17 protein-coding genes are annotated in these 15,243 nt (G+C 34.1%); 7 read left to right on the forward strand and 10 right to left on the reverse strand.

Translation table 11 applies throughout. From position 1 onward, the window contains the following. Nucleotides 1-117 precede the first annotated feature (117 nt). The 7 genes from M1D73_RS10315 to M1D73_RS10345 all read right to left on the reverse strand — a co-directional run bounded on the left by M1D73_RS10315 (nucleotide 118) and on the right by M1D73_RS10345 (nucleotide 7,525). Entirely contained in the window at nucleotides 118-591 is a 474-nt protein-coding gene (locus M1D73_RS10315; protein ID WP_000282590.1) for a precorrin-2 dehydrogenase, read from the reverse strand. Further along, on the reverse strand, nucleotides 584-1,294 hold the full coding sequence (locus M1D73_RS10320; protein WP_000676478.1) for a sirohydrochlorin chelatase: 711 nt from the start codon (nucleotides 1,292-1,294) through the stop codon (nucleotides 584-586). Before M1D73_RS10320 ends, M1D73_RS10315 begins: the two co-directional genes overlap by 8 nt. Then, entirely contained in the window at nucleotides 1,291-2,715 is a 1,425-nt protein-coding gene (locus tag M1D73_RS10325) for a uroporphyrin-III C-methyltransferase (protein WP_121868335.1), read from the reverse strand. The genes M1D73_RS10320 and M1D73_RS10325 overlap by 4 nt, the downstream gene beginning before the upstream one ends. 58 nt (nucleotides 2,716-2,773) lie before the next feature. Continuing rightward, nucleotides 2,774-3,091, reverse strand: coding sequence for a nitrite reductase small subunit NirD (gene nirD / locus M1D73_RS10330; protein ID WP_000581982.1), 318 nt, complete (start codon nucleotides 3,089-3,091; stop codon nucleotides 2,774-2,776). 15 nt (nucleotides 3,092-3,106) lie between these two features. Continuing rightward, a complete protein-coding gene (nirB, locus tag M1D73_RS10335; RefSeq protein WP_000746941.1) occupies nucleotides 3,107-5,512 on the reverse strand; it encodes an NADPH-nitrite reductase large subunit in 2,406 nt (801 codons plus the stop codon). A 208-nt stretch (nucleotides 5,513-5,720) separates the two neighbouring features. Next, on the reverse strand, nucleotides 5,721-6,428 hold the full coding sequence (gene ric, locus M1D73_RS10340; RefSeq protein ID WP_000401371.1) for an iron-sulfur cluster repair di-iron protein: 708 nt from the start codon (nucleotides 6,426-6,428) through the stop codon (nucleotides 5,721-5,723). Between the two features lie 203 nt (nucleotides 6,429-6,631). Next, a complete protein-coding gene (locus M1D73_RS10345; protein ID WP_000154137.1) occupies nucleotides 6,632-7,525 on the reverse strand; it encodes an excalibur calcium-binding domain-containing protein in 894 nt (297 codons plus the stop codon). A gap of 208 nt (nucleotides 7,526-7,733) precedes the next feature. Here M1D73_RS10345 and exsG point away from each other — a divergent pair, with 208 nt between their 5' ends. Together exsG and M1D73_RS10355 are read left to right on the forward strand one after the other, a co-directional pair. Further along, a complete protein-coding gene (exsG, locus tag M1D73_RS10350; RefSeq protein WP_000395679.1) occupies nucleotides 7,734-7,886 on the forward strand; it encodes an exosporium protein ExsG in 153 nt (50 codons plus the stop codon). A 218-nt stretch (nucleotides 7,887-8,104) separates the two neighbouring features. Beyond that, nucleotides 8,105-8,314, forward strand: coding sequence for a hypothetical protein (locus M1D73_RS10355; protein WP_000824197.1), 210 nt, complete (start codon nucleotides 8,105-8,107; stop codon nucleotides 8,312-8,314). A 96-nt stretch (nucleotides 8,315-8,410) separates the two neighbouring features. Here M1D73_RS10355 and M1D73_RS10360 read toward each other — a convergent pair whose 3' ends face one another. Continuing rightward, a complete protein-coding gene (locus M1D73_RS10360; RefSeq protein ID WP_033695466.1) occupies nucleotides 8,411-9,250 on the reverse strand; it encodes an arylamine N-acetyltransferase family protein in 840 nt (279 codons plus the stop codon). 553 nt (nucleotides 9,251-9,803) lie between these two features. Here M1D73_RS10360 and M1D73_RS10365 point away from each other — a divergent pair. Next, a complete protein-coding gene (locus M1D73_RS10365) occupies nucleotides 9,804-11,405 on the forward strand; it encodes an esterase/lipase family protein (protein ID WP_001238704.1) in 1,602 nt (533 codons plus the stop codon). 155 nt (nucleotides 11,406-11,560) lie between these two features. On the opposite strand, the gene M1D73_RS10370 is transcribed toward M1D73_RS10365, so the two are convergent. Beyond that, nucleotides 11,561-12,073: a hypothetical protein gene (locus M1D73_RS10370; protein WP_000536148.1), complete on the reverse strand. Its 513-nt coding sequence runs from the start codon at nucleotides 12,071-12,073 to the stop codon at nucleotides 11,561-11,563. 609 nt (nucleotides 12,074-12,682) lie between these two features. On the opposite strand from M1D73_RS10370, the gene M1D73_RS10375 reads away from it, so the two are divergent. The 4 genes from M1D73_RS10375 (at nucleotide 12,683) to M1D73_RS10390 (ending at nucleotide 14,416) form a co-directional block, all read left to right on the forward strand. Next, nucleotides 12,683-12,958: a stage V sporulation protein S gene (locus tag M1D73_RS10375; RefSeq protein ID WP_000427799.1), complete on the forward strand. Its 276-nt coding sequence runs from the start codon at nucleotides 12,683-12,685 to the stop codon at nucleotides 12,956-12,958. 309 nt (nucleotides 12,959-13,267) lie between these two features. Beyond that, a complete protein-coding gene (locus tag M1D73_RS10380) occupies nucleotides 13,268-13,555 on the forward strand; it encodes a nucleoside triphosphate pyrophosphohydrolase family protein (RefSeq protein WP_002197703.1) in 288 nt (95 codons plus the stop codon). Between the two features lie 58 nt (nucleotides 13,556-13,613). Beyond that, entirely contained in the window at nucleotides 13,614-13,919 is a 306-nt protein-coding gene (locus M1D73_RS10385) for a hypothetical protein (RefSeq protein WP_000966110.1), read from the forward strand. Between the two features lie 365 nt (nucleotides 13,920-14,284). Next, on the forward strand, nucleotides 14,285-14,416 hold the full coding sequence (locus M1D73_RS10390; RefSeq protein WP_002197704.1) for a hypothetical protein: 132 nt from the start codon (nucleotides 14,285-14,287) through the stop codon (nucleotides 14,414-14,416). A 338-nt stretch (nucleotides 14,417-14,754) separates the two neighbouring features. Here M1D73_RS10390 and M1D73_RS10395 read toward each other — a convergent pair whose 3' ends face one another. Then, nucleotides 14,755-15,102, reverse strand: coding sequence for a YolD-like family protein (locus tag M1D73_RS10395; protein ID WP_000456179.1), 348 nt, complete (start codon nucleotides 15,100-15,102; stop codon nucleotides 14,755-14,757). Nucleotides 15,103-15,243: the final 141 nt, after the last annotated feature.

Raw genomic sequence — 15,243 nt, forward strand, 5'->3', positions numbered from 1 at the left:
CACAGATTCTTGTCCAATTGTTTGTCTGATCCTAAAAAACGAAACTAAAGCAAAAAGAACAAACGCCTCTAAAAAACGTTTGTTCACAGTTAATTCCTATTTTAGCTAAGTGATAGATTACATTTTATGAGTACGAGAAAGTCTTTTTATAAGTTTAGGAAGGACAGAAGTTAATTCCTGTTTCATACGCTTCGTAAACGATGGGTCCTTACCTGAAGTCGAAATAGTGACAACATATTCATCATTTCGTATAACGCCAGGTGTGTGAAACGATGATGCTGTACCATCACTTACAACGTTAACCCACTGGAAATCATGAGCGGCCTGTTTGACCATCATATTTACAGCATGTTGATTTGTAGCTGCATAAATTAGATGAGCATCTTTAATATCATCATTACTAAAAGTTTTTTGCTTCCAAGTAATATAAGGAAGTTCTTTCATTTCCTCGCAAATCTCGGGGCTAATAACGGTGACGAAAGCGCCTGTATCTTTTAATCCAGACGCTTTTCGATATGCAATTTTACCTCCACCAATGATAACGACCACTTTATTTTGCAGATTAAACATAAGGGGGTACATGTTATACATATATGCATTCCTCCATTCGTTCTAACAATGTTAATTTCATATATGTATCAAACTGTAGGCAATTACAAGTCGTCACGTGATCGTATTTTTTTGTATACAACTTAATTTTTTGAAGCAATAATCCGGTAAAGAGAAGGTAGGGCATGACATATACATGGGATGCAGTTGATGTTATAGTCTTTAGCTCAGCAGTAAAAGAGGGCGTTCCTTTCGTTAAAAAGGAGCATGATACTGGTAGACTGAGTTTTTGTTCGACAGCTGCTCCGATTTGTTGTAACTCATGTATCGGCTGAAAATCACTACTACCTCTCCCTACGAGTAAAACACTACTACCTTGCATTGGCATAGTTTCACGTATTCTTTTCACTACAAGTTCAACCATATGCGGATGCGTACTAAAAGGTTGTACAACTGAAAATGAGATATGTGGATATTGATTTTTCATTTTCGCTATCTCCAAAGGAATATCACGTTTATAGTGAGCTGCTGCAAATAATAAAACAGGTACAATCATTATTTCAGTTACTCCCTCTATTATCGTTTCTGTAACTGCATCCGAAATAGTAGGTGTCGTTAGTTCTAGAAAAGCTATTTTTTGAATTCTTTCGTTTCGCTCTTTCATAACAGATTGAATAAATTGAATGAATTGTTCATTACCTTCTTGTAGCCGGCTTCCATGTCCAACATATACAATTCCTTTCATTGTCTCACCATGTCTTTCTTCATAAGAGTTTCTTGTAATTGATGATCTACGTTATGAAACCCAACTTTATTTGCATAGTGTAAAGTTGGAACGTCGGTATACGAGAATGGGAGAGTAAGAATATTGATAAAGCCAAGGCGTTTTATTTCTGCTAGAAACGTATCAATAGAAGCACGACCTTCAAATACAATGCTATCCCATGAGAATTCAGAAAGAATACGTGAATGAATTTCATCGAAGCGATGATCAATTGTGTACTCATGAGTCATCATATAGGAACCAGCACCAATTTTTTCTTGAATAACAGCAATTCGGTTAATGTTTCGTCCTAAATAAATCGTTGAATTCGAAGAAAATTGCGCAGGTTTACTGAACAATCCATATTGCATGAGCTTTTCTTGAATAGAAAGGTTCATATACTGAAGTTCTGCCTGTAAGGAACGAATATCTTTATGATATTTACTGCATGATTGCATTAAGATGTCTACACTGTCAGCGGAACAAAATACAAGACGATCAACGTTAAAAATCTTATTGATTTGTTCAGAGGTTACTGTGTATTCTTTCTTTTTGAAAGTTGGAATTTGATATGTTTCTGCACCGGACTCTTGTAACTTTTGCTTTATTGCGCTTTTTTTATTTGTTGCAGCTGCAAATAAAACTTTCTTGCCGTGCAATGGTTTACGTTCTTTCCAAGAGATTTGATTCCGCAAAGTAACAACATCACCAACAATTGTCATAGAAGGATTAGAAATATTTTCGTTTTTGACAATAGAAACAATGGTAGACAGTGTCCCTGTGACAACGCGCTGTTTACCAGTTGTACCCCATTCAATGACTGCTACTGGCGTATCTTCTTTTTTTCCTGCTTGTAGTAAGTTTTCACAAATTGTAGGTAAGTTTTTTATACCCATGTAGTAGGCAATCGTGTCGCTATTGTGAGATGAATTATATTTTCCATGATCGGTTAAGGGACCTTTTGCATGTCCGGTTAATAAAGTGACACTATTACTGTAGTCACGGTGGGTGAGGGGAATACCTGCATAGCTACTAGCGGCGATGCTAGATGTAATGCCTGGTACAATTTCATATGGAATATTTGCTGCTGCTAAAGTTTCTGCTTCTTCACCAACACGGCCAAAAATAGATGGATCTCCGCCTTTTAATCGGACAACAATTTTGCCCTCTTTCGCAAATTGAAGAAGGTGTGCGTTAATTATTTCTTGCCGCATAATATGATTCTTTGGCATTTTTCCGCAATACATAAGTTCACATGTTTGTTTTGTATAGCTAAGAAAGAAAGGGTTTAGTAAACGGTCATATAAAACAATATCTGCACGTTTTAAACACTCTATCGCTTTTTTTGTAATAAGCCCTTCATCACCTGGTCCTGCACCAACTAAATATACATATCCGTTCATAATTGCACCTCATCAATTTTTATTTAAAAGGAAGCCAGAGGAGGCTTCCTTTCGAAAATTACATGTATAAATAAATGTCACCGTCAATAACTTCTACTTCGTATGTTTGAATACAGCCGTCATCAGGTTTTTGAACTTCACCTGTTAGTAGTGAGATTTTCCAATCATGCAGTGGACAAAAGACGAATTCTCCAGACACAATCCCTTCTGCTAACGGTCCGTTTTTATGAGGACAACGATTTTCTACAGCTCGAATATCGCCATTTGAAAGGCGGAATAGGGCGATAGACATACCTTTCATTTGCACTTCTTTACCGATTTGAATAGCAAGATCTTCCGCACGCATAACTTTTATTTTTTCTTTCGTGTGTATCATTTAGATCACAGCTCCTTATTTCACAGTTTCTACTTCATACATCGCTTTTAATGATTTCGTTTCTAGTGCTTGTCCCCATGCTTCCGTATATGTTCTACGAGCTGTTTGGAAACGTTCATTTAACGTAGTAACCATACTTGCATCTTGTAGTATTTCTTTTATGTGATCGAAGCCTAAACGTTCTGTCCAGTAGGCGGTACGCTCTCCGTAAATACCAGTTTCACGATAATATTGCATGTAAGCTGCAGCGATGCGAAGGACATCATCTTCAGTAGGGACAATCATTACAAAATCAGCTTCACGTACTTCTGTACCACCATTTCCGCCAATATAAAGTTGGTATCCATTTTCGACACAAACAACGCCAAAATCTTTCGTCAGTACTTCCGCACAGTTACGCGGACAGCCCGTTACACCCATCTTCATTTTATGAGGTGTATCTACCATTTCTAATGATTGTTCAAGGAGCATACCAAGTCCTAATGAATCTTTCGTACCGAAACGGCAGAAGCGAGAACCAACACATGATTTTACATTACGAAGCGATTTTGAATATGCATACCCCGAAGTCATATGTAAGTCAGCCCATACGTTAGGTAAATCTTGTTTCTTGACACCGTATAAGCCAATTCGGCTTGCACCGGTAATTTTCACAAGTGGAACATCATACTTCTTCGCAACTTCAGCAATTTTCATTAAATCATCAGCTGTTGTAACGCCTCCGTACATACGTGGAATAACAGAGAATGTACCATCGTGCTGGATGTTACCATTCATTCTTTCATTAACGAAACGGGACGATTTATCATCTTCATATTCTTCTGGAATCGCCATACGTAAATAGTAGTTTAAAGCAGGGCGGCATTTCGAACAGCCGTCTTCATGTGCAAAACCAAGAACATTTCGTACTTCTTTTGGAGATTTTAAGCCTTTCTCGTGAATGGCTGCTACGACTTCATCACGGGATAAAGGTGTACATCCACACATACCGGCAGATTGCGCTGAGGCATCAAAAGCATCTCCAAGTGTATGAGATAAAACTTGTTCCACAAGTGGACGACATTTACCACAAGAACCTGCGGCTTTCGTACAGCCTTTAACTTCTTCAAAAGTCGTTAACTCTTGTTCTAAAATGGCGTGAACGATTGAACCTTTCGTAACACCATTACATCCACAAATCGTGTCATCCGCACTCATTGTAGCAACGTCAAATTCACTTTCTTCACCAGCTTTGTGAAGAAGGGAAGCTGGTGTATATTCTTGTATATCTTCTTCCTTCTTTAACATGCTAAAGAGACGTGTACCGTCAGCTGTGTCACCATATAAAACGATACCGACGACTTTATTATCACGAATTAATACTTTTTTATAGGAACGTTTACATTCATCAAAGATTGATATTGCTTTCGTTTGATCATCTTCATAAATTTGACCAGCAGAGAATAAATCACAACCTGCAACTTTTAATTGCGTACCGACGATACTGCCCGAATATCCATCAGTTTGTAAATTTGTTATATGTTTTGCTAGTATCGCACCTTGTTCATAAAGAGGAGCAACAAGTCCATATGCGATACCGTCATGCTCTGCACATTCTCCAACTGCATAAATGGACTCATCATTTGTTAGCATATAGTCATTGACTACAATACCGCGATTTACAATTAAACCGGCATCTTTTGCTATTTGCGTATTTGGGCGTATTCCGACAGCCATTACGATTAAATCACAATCTACAACTTCACCATCTTCAAATTGAATGCCCTCAACATGGTCTGTACCAAGAATTTTTACAGTTTTCTTTTCCATTAGAAATTTCATGCCTTGCGCTTCTAAATCTTCGCGCAGAAGAGAAGCTGCTTTCGTATCTAGTTGTTGCTCCATTAAGTTTGGCATTAAATGAACAACATGTACGTCCATCCCTAAGTCAATAAGACCTCTTGCGGCTTCTAAACCAAGTAACCCACCACCAATGACAACAGCCTTTTTCTTTTCATTAGCGGTATCAATCATAAATTGTGTATCTTCAATTGTTCGAAATCCTGTTACACCAGGGAGAGTGGAACCTTCTACAGGCAAAATAAAAGCACTAGAACCTGTTGCGATAATGAGTTTGTCATATGTAAGAGTACGATTCTTTTCTGTAATAATAATTTTTTCTTCTCGGTTAATACTTTGAACTTTTTCATTTGTATACAAAGTTATTTCGTTTTCTTCATACCAACTGTATTCATTCATAATGATATCTTGCATATTTGTTTTGCCTTGTAAAACATGAGAGAGCATAATACGGTTGTAGTTTGGATGAGGTTCATCTCCAAAAATAGTAATCTCATATGAATCACTATCATGTTTTAATATTTCTTCCATACAGCGTATGCCAGCCATACCATTTCCGATCATAACTAAACGTTTTTTCATTTTCGTTTCCCCTTTTTCTGTGAAATGTTGAACAAAGGATTATGTTTTTATTATAGAAAATCAAAAAAGGAAGAGATGTGATGTTTATCACATTTTTATAATGATTCACAAATTGTTAAAATTCGGATTTATTCGAGAGGGATGTGTATAGTCTTTACCAAATGAAAGAGCAGGACATAAGTATGTATACTCATGTCCTGCTCTTTATTTATGCTCTCGTAATGGCACGTGGAAATAAAATATTATTTTCTAAATGAATGTGCTCAAATAAATCAGACTCTAGCGCTTCAAGACGTTGGTAAACAAGTCGATAAGTACCGCAAGCTCCTTCTGGAGGAGTAAAGTCATTTGTAACTTTACGAAGTTCTTTAATAATGTTGCCTGCGTGGTTATGTTCATTTTCCAACTCATCTACTATTTTACGTAATTTCACATAGTTTTCGTCAATTGGATTTTGTTCAAATTCTAAAATTAATGGGAAATCTTCTGTTTCTTCTTTAATTAAATGCTGTTCTAATTCCATCTTTAATTCGTGAAATAGCTTATGAATTTGAGCTAAGTGAGGCTGACTTGCTCCGTGGACGCGTAATACTTTCGTCACATACGGACTTAACTGTGGTAATTCTTCATTTAAATAGCGATGATGCTTATTTATAACATAATCAATCAATTCACGATAAGAAGCATTTTTCCAATCAATTTCAGATTCATTTAATCGTTTCGTATTATGATAAAGCGTATTTAATTCTGTAAGTACTTCTGTTGCTGATAAATTTCTTTCATGAATTGCATCAATAAGTGGTTTATTACCACCACAACAAAAGTCTATTCTATATGATTTAAAAAGATTACTAGCTTTTGGAAATTGTGTAACAATCTCACCGACAATAGAAGTTTCAGTAAATGTATGTTCCATATGAATGCCTCCATAAAGTTTGAATGTAATATCTAAATTAAGAATAGCAATAAATGAAAAACAATGTGGTGATTGAAATCACTTATAATGTGTCAATTTTAAGGATAATCAAATGAGTTTTATAAAAGGAAGAGGGAGAGGGAATTCGTCATAATAGTTTCTGATAATAAAAAAGAAGCTTACTAGAAGCTTCTTTTTTACTACTATTTTTCACATGCAACTCCATCGCCATCACGATCAAGATGTGAGTCATAACCTGGTTGTCCTTTATATAGAGGAGCTTTCCCGGCAGCTCTAACTGCGGCACAATTTTTGTAATATGCACTACTAGTATTTCCTGAAGCAGGTTGTGTTTGAGCTTGCTGTGCTTTTTGCTCTTCTTGTTGCTTACGAGCTTGTTCATCAGCCTGACGTTTTTGCTCTTCTTGTTGCTTACGAGCTTGCTCATCAGCTAGGCGTTTTTGCTCTTCTTGTTGCTTACGAGCTTGCTCATCAGCTAGGCGTTTTTGCTCTTCTTGTTGTTTACGAGCTTGTTCATCGGCTAGACGTTTTTGCTCTTCTTGTTGTTTACGGGCTTGTTCATCAGCCTGACGTTTTTCATCCTCTTGCTTACGAGCTTGTTCATCGGCTAGACGCTTCTCATCTTCTTGCTTTTGAGTTTTTTCGTCCGCCTCTTTTTTCTTTTCGCTATCTTTCTGTTCTTCATTGTTAGAAGCAACTTTTGTACTAGTTGCTGTCGTTTTTTCAGAAGAAGGATCTGAAATACCTGATAGCGCAACAAAAATGACAAATAATACGGCTGTAATAATAAATTGTTTTTTCGCTACACCTGTTTTCTTAATAACAGATAAGATTGCTAGAACAAGGAAGAATATAAATAGAATGAAACTTAAAGTAGAAAAAAACTCGACGACGGGGTGTTCCGATTTTGTTGTACCGGCCGTTATTAATATAATAGAAATCATAAAAAGAATAACGGTAGGACGTCCATATTGTTTTGCTTTTCCATTTTTCTTAAAGAATGAAATAATACATAAGATTAAAAGAATAAAAGCAATAAAAAATAAAGCTGCACCAATATTACTTAAAATCGTCATTTTCATACCTCCATTTGTAAGATTCTTCTTATTGATTATATAGGAACTTATTGGATATTACACGTTTTATATAAATTTAGAAAGTTAATATTTTTACTAGACTTATAAACATTTATTTTATATATAGGGAAAAATAGATATATATCCTATTACGTTTTGAAAGAGATTTCATAAATTATAGTATATCGATTGAAAGGAGGAGATTTGAATGGAATTTCAATTGTTGGTAACTTGTATATTACAAGAAGGTAATGCTTACTTTTTAGTAACGAAGGTAGACGATGTTATTACGTTAAAAGTACCGATTACTGCGGGAGTAGCAGGTTTATTTTTAGCTTTAGGTGTACCAAGATGTTCTTAATTTAAATCTCTATAGTAGAAGGGGAAGGGACATGCCTTCCTTTTCTACTATTACATAATATAATTATGTAAACTTAAATATCATATTTGTGATAGCACGTTTGAAATGGACATGCATATACTATAATGTTTCATTGGATGTTAGCGGTGAAAGGTAGTTTTAATAAGTACATCCAGTGATGTTTTTAAGTTATGAAAATAAAAGAGGTGCTATTATATATGAAAAGAAAAACATTTGATATTCCAGTTACATTGCGAAGAGAGTGGTTTTTACTAGAGTTAGCTTATTTAACGAAAAAATATGGAATTGAAATTGCAACTAGCAAAATGGATGCTGCACCGTTTTTAAGAGATCAAGTTACAGAATCAAAGATAGGGAAAGGGTTACAATACGATAAATATGATGATGAATATATAATTGAAAATTAAAGGGTAACAACAAAATTAAATTAATTTATAACAAAATATAAAATAAAGCAGATTCTAAATATAGGATCTGCTTTATTATGAAGTACTTGTAGTCAACTAACCTCTTTCTAGTGTTTTTCCTACATATTTCTCTTGCGTTATTCCAAAAGATTCAAGAAGAATGCGAGCATAATCTTTAGATTCTATTGGTCGTTTATTTTTAGTGCCTTTAAAGGTTTCTGTATAATTTTTATTTGTTAATGATATGTGACCATAAGTAGTTAATTTACAAGTGATAGCCCCTTTATTAAAAGGAGATTCTTTATGCTCTACAATCACTTTTTGAATGTTATTCACTTTTTTCTCATCTATTGGATCTACAGTGAAAGCATAGCCTATTTTCCATTCATTTGAAGGTTCAGATTGTAAGAAACTTGTAGATTCTCCGTTAGCTCCTTTTCTCATTTCTAAAATATGAGTACCTTTTCGAGTATTTCGCTTACGAATTCGATATTCTCCTGTTTGAGAGGAGATGACTTCTCCGTTAAAAGGGACTGGATGTAAAGGGAGATGAGATGCAAAACCTGCATCCACAACATAATCTTTACCCTCATGACTTAATATGATAATGACATGACCATCATCGGGTTTCCATTTATTATCGTACAGATCATAAACAGTACCGGCTACTTTGTATACTTGAAACCCACAATCAATTAAAAAATAATACAATAAGGAGTTTAATTCATAACAAAGTCCACCTCGTTTTTGAATAAGTAACTTTTCTATTAAGTTATCTTTTGAGATATTTTTAATAGTACCAGCCATAATATCAAGATTTTCATAGGGGAGAATCATTCCCATTTTTAAGAGAATTTCATCTAAATCATCAAATGTTATTTCTTTTGCAGGAATTTTTAAGCGTTTAAAAAACTCCTTTTGTAAATTGGTCATCATAAAGTATTCTCCTTTCTTTTTACAGAATTTTCTTCTGCTCACCGATAGGTTAGTACTTCTAAAAAGTTAATTCAAGTGCGCGGAAATTATCATAATATATGTTTCTGGAAATGTGATTGTTTTTTCTGAAATTTCAGTTTAATTTTTAATCGTAGGAAAGTCTTATAATATAAGCTCCTTTAAAATTAGTTTGTATTTAATGAAAAGAAAGTACAGATCTTTATTATATTTTTAAATAACTAACTAGTAATAAAATGTTTTTTTACTAAAATTTTTTCAAGATTTGTATGCTTTATATAAACAATATTGATTTAAAAAATATCTGGATGTAGCTAAGTTAACAATTATTGAGAAACTTTTTTGTCGTATTCTATCAAAAGGAAGAGGTAGAAACAAAGAGAATAACGAGAGTTAAGAAAGAGGGTATACAACTAGTAACCTTCTAAAAATAGGGCTAACATCTTTTTAAAATAAAAGATTAGCTATTATTAAGGAAGGGAAAATATAAAATATTATAAAGAACACCTTCTTTCAAAAAAATAGGGGGAGTAATATGCGACTGATGAGAAGATGTGTGGCCTTACTAATTGTATTTTTTATCATGGCTCCAACGATTAGCACAAATGTACAGGCAGAAGTTGTAAAAGAGCTTGGAAAGGGGTTTCCTGATACAGAAGTATTCACACCTGGAGAATGGTTTTTAGGCCAAAAACCTGCTAATTATGATGAGAATAAACCGCCAATTCTCTTTGTACAAGGAAGAAATGGTAATGCTGATAGTTGGTATGGAAAGACAGTATATCATGATATAAATGATATGTATGATTATGCTTTAAAAGCAGGCTATCAAACAGTGTTTATACAATTGTATGATGCTGCGGGGAAAGGTTCGGCTAGTCAGTGGGATAACGGAAAATTGTTAGCACAAAAACTGGAAGAAATATATAATCATTTCGGTAAAAAAGTTAATATTGTAGCGCATAGTAAAGGTGGTATTGATACACAAGCCGCATTAGTTGAATATGGTGCGAATCGATTTGTTGGAAATGTTATTACACTTGCTACACCGCATCACGGCTCAAATTTAGCAGATTTGTCATATAGTTGGTGGGCAGGGTGGCTTGCTTCTATATTAGGTCAAAAAGATGATGGTACGTACTCGTTACAAATAGGTGAAATGGCAAAGTTTCGTTCAATAATAGATAACAACCCAGCAGCTAAATTAAACCGTTACTATACGGCTACTGGAACTAGCTGGGGGCCAACATTTTCTGCATTATCTATGGGTGGGTTATATTTATCATCGTACGGTTCAAATGATGGACTAGTAAATGAATGGAGTGCCAAGCTATCGTACGGTACACATTTATTTACAGATTCCAGATTTGATCATGACAATATAAGAAAAGGATCAGCTGTTTTTGCACGAATTGAACCATATTTACGTACGACAAATGTGGGATTACCAGCTTTAGTAGCATCTAGCACTAGTTCAAATGAAAATCTAGAACAATTAAATACAACTTCAAATCAAAATATTTTAGGAGGCGAATTACCACAAAATCAGTGGATAGAGCAAAGTATTTCTGTTGATAAAAAGGCTGAAGGAATAGTTTCTGTACTAACTGCTTCTTCTGATGTTGAAGTACAAATGGTATCTCCAAAAGGAAAAATCTATGCAAATAAAGATAGCGCTATAACTACTAGTGAAGGCGAATCTTTTTTTAATGGGGCGACAATTAGAACATTTAAGTTTGATAAATTGGAAGTAGGCGAATGGAAAATCAAAATGATGGCGAAGCAGTCGAAAGATGCATATTTAGTTGTAAGCGATTACAAGGATGGCGCGCCATTTGTTCTTCAAATGCCTACAAAAGTTAAAGTAAATAAACCTGAGTATAAACTGAAAAAATCACCTGTAGCACCTGAAATGAAAGGGGATCTTTCCATAACAGTAAGAGTCGTTAATAAAGAAGGTAAGTTAGTCTCTGAATTTAATGAATTACAAAATGTTAATACGAATACATTTACAGGTGCTTTGAAAGATATAAAACAACCGGGAGTATATAACGTTACGATGGATATAAAAGGGATGAATAAAGAAGGAAAATCATATAATCGTACGATTGTTAAGTCGGTTTATGTAGAGAAATAAGGAAGAATAAATAAGTATAATAAAAAAGTGCAGAAATCTTGTGTTAGAAAGAATTCTGCACTTTTTTTGCGTGATGAAAGATAATAAAAGTCGAAGAAAACTGTTATTCAATAAAAAAAGATGCTGAAATAGCATCTGAATGTAAAGAAATAATATTAACTTAGTTTTGTAACTGTTAATTCAACTGAATTTATACCATTGTCACAAGTTACAATACTTTGACGATTAAAACCACTATTATTTCTAAGTTGAAGAGTTGAATTAGCAGGCACTGTAACAATCGTTTCGCCAACGAGTTGAAGACATTCGTTATTTGATGAAGTATTCATTTGAATAGCGAAGTCACCTTGACTATTAGCAAGTGGATTGTTATTTAAAAATATAGTTATGACTGGGATATGTGGAAATACAGGATTTAAAGTAGTATTAATACTGGAAATGAACGAAACTCTATAATCACCAAATTGTCTAAAGTGTATAGTAGTAGGATTTAGTAAGGAAACGCCTCCTGCTAAAGGTCCAACGTGATTAAATGGAAAAGGATCGCCAAAAGGAACAGTTATAAATTCAGTTTGCCAAAAAGTTCCGTATGCAGGACAGCTGCGTTTATGTGAATGGTCACATGAACATTTTTTATACGAGTTTGAAGAATGATAGTATGAACCCAATATATTACCTCCTATTCTTAATAAATTTAAACCACATAGTAGTTTATGAAGGTGAATCACAATTGGCGTGTATGCTTGTACTATAAAAGGAGATAGATGTGGAATATAAAGTGGTCAAATGATGAAATGTAGTATTTGGGTATTACCTGTAACACCTTTTGAAGATGATAAGGTTCATAATTTGATAGAAAAATAAATGGAATTTCTAAATAGATTGAAGTAACGAGGAAACGTTTATCCCGCTATTTTCCGAGCAGTAAGACTCCCATCTCAAAATTCAGCGAAAGCAAAGAAGTTAGGTGGGGATGAACAAAACCCCCACTCATTAAAGTTTCACTTTACTATATTAATTTCGTCTGACAAACAGCAATATTATCTTTCGCTGTATGGATGTTATCATTTGGTGAAGTTATGGCATTTAACTGTATGTATATTAGGTTATTCAGTTTATTTTTTTATTTGCGTAGCTGAGCAGGAAGAAGTCAGAAAATATAGAATAATGTACATATGAAGCATCGTTTGTTTTTGGTGTGAATAGTAATTAAAGATACGCTAAAATATTTAAAATTGTAACGAAAGAGAGATTAAATAATAGAGGGAGCAACTTACATGGAAAATATATTAAAGGTATCTTCAAAATCAAGCCCAAATTCAGTCGCGGGTGCAATAGCGGGTGTACTAAGAACAAGTGGTAATGTGGAAATTCAAGCGATTGGGGCTGGAGCTATAAATCAAGCGATTAAAGCAATTGCGATTGCAAGAGGGTTCGTCGCTCCAAGTGGTATTGACTTAGCCTTCGTACCAGCATTTCAAGAGATTTCTATCAATAATGAAGATAGAACAGCGATTAAATTAATTGTAGGTCCTAGAAAGAAAAGGTCTTAGTAGAAGAGAGTGTTACTATAAGGGGAAAAGACCAATAGACTTCCCATGTTAGATACGTTATTTTATGTAACCGATCCTTGGGTGTGGACATGGCATTATGCCGGACGCATGTCTGTTAAGTTTTCCTTAAACTTAGCGAGTGTTCTAGATACTTAAAAATGCCAAATCCTTTGTGACATAAGGGATTTGGCATTTTTGATGTTTTTAAAAATAAACAACCCTAAAACTGCTCATTTAGAAGATTTAGTTTTAGTAGCGGCCATTGAACGTTTTTATGATAGTTTACCTGATAAATAGAAGAGTTTACCAATGAAAAGTAACTGGGGGATTCAAAAAATGAATCAAACTATTTTAGAGAAAGTCCTAAAATTTCGGGATGATAGGAACTGGAAGCAGTCCCACAATCCTAAAGATTTAGCTATTTCTCTTTCTTTAGAGGCGAGTGAGTTGTTGAAGAATTTTCAGTGGAAAAGCAGTGAGGAAGCTGTAGAAACAAAAAAAGAAGACATGAAAGATGAGTTGGCAGATCAATTGGATATTGACTTAGAAGAGATTATTATAAACAAAATAGAAAAAATAATAAAAAATATCCAGTAGAGAAATCTCGAGACTCTAAAAAGAAATATAATGAAATTTAAAAAAGGTGGAATTAAATATGTTATATCTTTTTACTGCAAGTAATGATAGTGCTATAAAAAATTTGGAAGCTACTATTGAAAAAATATATCCTATTTCTACATGTTTAGCAGATTTAGATGCCGATACAGTAACTAAACTTAAAGATAATGAATTACATGAGAATGTATGTATGTGGGGAGCAACTCCTGGTTCTTCAAATGTTGATAGATGGGAAAAGTTAAAAGAGGGTGACGGGATTTTAGCATATTCTAAAGGGGAATTTAAGTTTTTCGGGACAATTTTTGCTAAGACTCATAACCCAGATGTGGCTAGAAAAATTTAGAAAACAAACGATAAGGATGAAACTTGGGAATACATCTATTTTATTAAGGACCTAAAACCTGTAAACATTAAAGCAATCGAATTCGCAGCTTTCTTTGGCTACAAATTGAACCATACACCACAAGGATTTACTAATATTGATTCGGATTTTAGTAAAGTAAAGATTGCAGAAGAAGAGAAATCGGAAAATCGAAAAAAAACTAAAATGGAATCTGGTAGGGAAGTATGGCCTCGTGATCCGAAAAAAGCTAAACAAGCTATTAAACAGGCAGAATTTAAATGTGAAATAGATGACACACATGAAACATTTGTATCGGAAGCCAGCGAAAAAATTATATGGAGGCCCATCATCTAATACCGTTAAGAATGCAACATGATTTTGAAAATAGTTTAGATGTTGTTGGAAATATAGTTAGTATATGTCCGAACTGTCATAGGTTGATTCATTATGGAAGAGACAAAGATAAGAAAAAAGTTTTAGAACTTCTCTTTGAATAAAGAAAAGATTCTTTGAAGAAGTTCGGTATTGAGGTATTTCTCAAAGAGCTATTTGGATACTATGGAATTCTAAAATAAGAATATTCATAGCTATAGGGAAGGTAGAATGTTTCATACTTAAACATAGGTATTATTGTGATGGAAATTTAAATTTCGTCTTTTGAAAGTATCAATAATTTGTATTATTTTTATAGGGTTATATATTTTTCTTTTGCTCTGCTGTATAGCAGAGCTCTTTTTTTGTCGTACAAAAGCCACCTATATATGTGAAGTGCACCCCAATTGTTAGGTTGTGTCTAACAATTGGGGTGCACTTCAGTCCTGTCGGGCGGCTTCTTTTAATTTATATTCACCAATTCATCAAACTTAAACTTAGTATTCAAACCAAAAGCATCTGTACAATATATAGTTTTCGTCATCGGTTCAATATGTAATACATTTATGTACATGTCTTGCACCATTCCATCACGATAGTATGAGATATGTATTTCTTCTTCCTCGTGAAAAGATTGCATTAACGCTCTTTCTATTCGTTCCATAGTATCTTGTGTTAAAAAAGGTTTAGGTACTTTATATTGTTCCTCAAACATTCTATGTATTTCCTCGTATTGCTCCGGTATTGAAGCAAACGGATTCCATTTCACCATACATCTTCCACGTACTACAGGAAAGCCGTTATATTCCATGATGTAATACCTCACTTTTGTTTTTTTTACTCCACTACAAACAAACGTGTGTTCTTTTTTGGGGTTTGAAAAGGGACCATTTTGTTAACATGAATATTCAAAAATAATTTTTTCAAGTTAGAATATTCAAAAACTTATTTA

Source organism: Bacillus sp. PK3-067 (assembly GCF_056738645.1).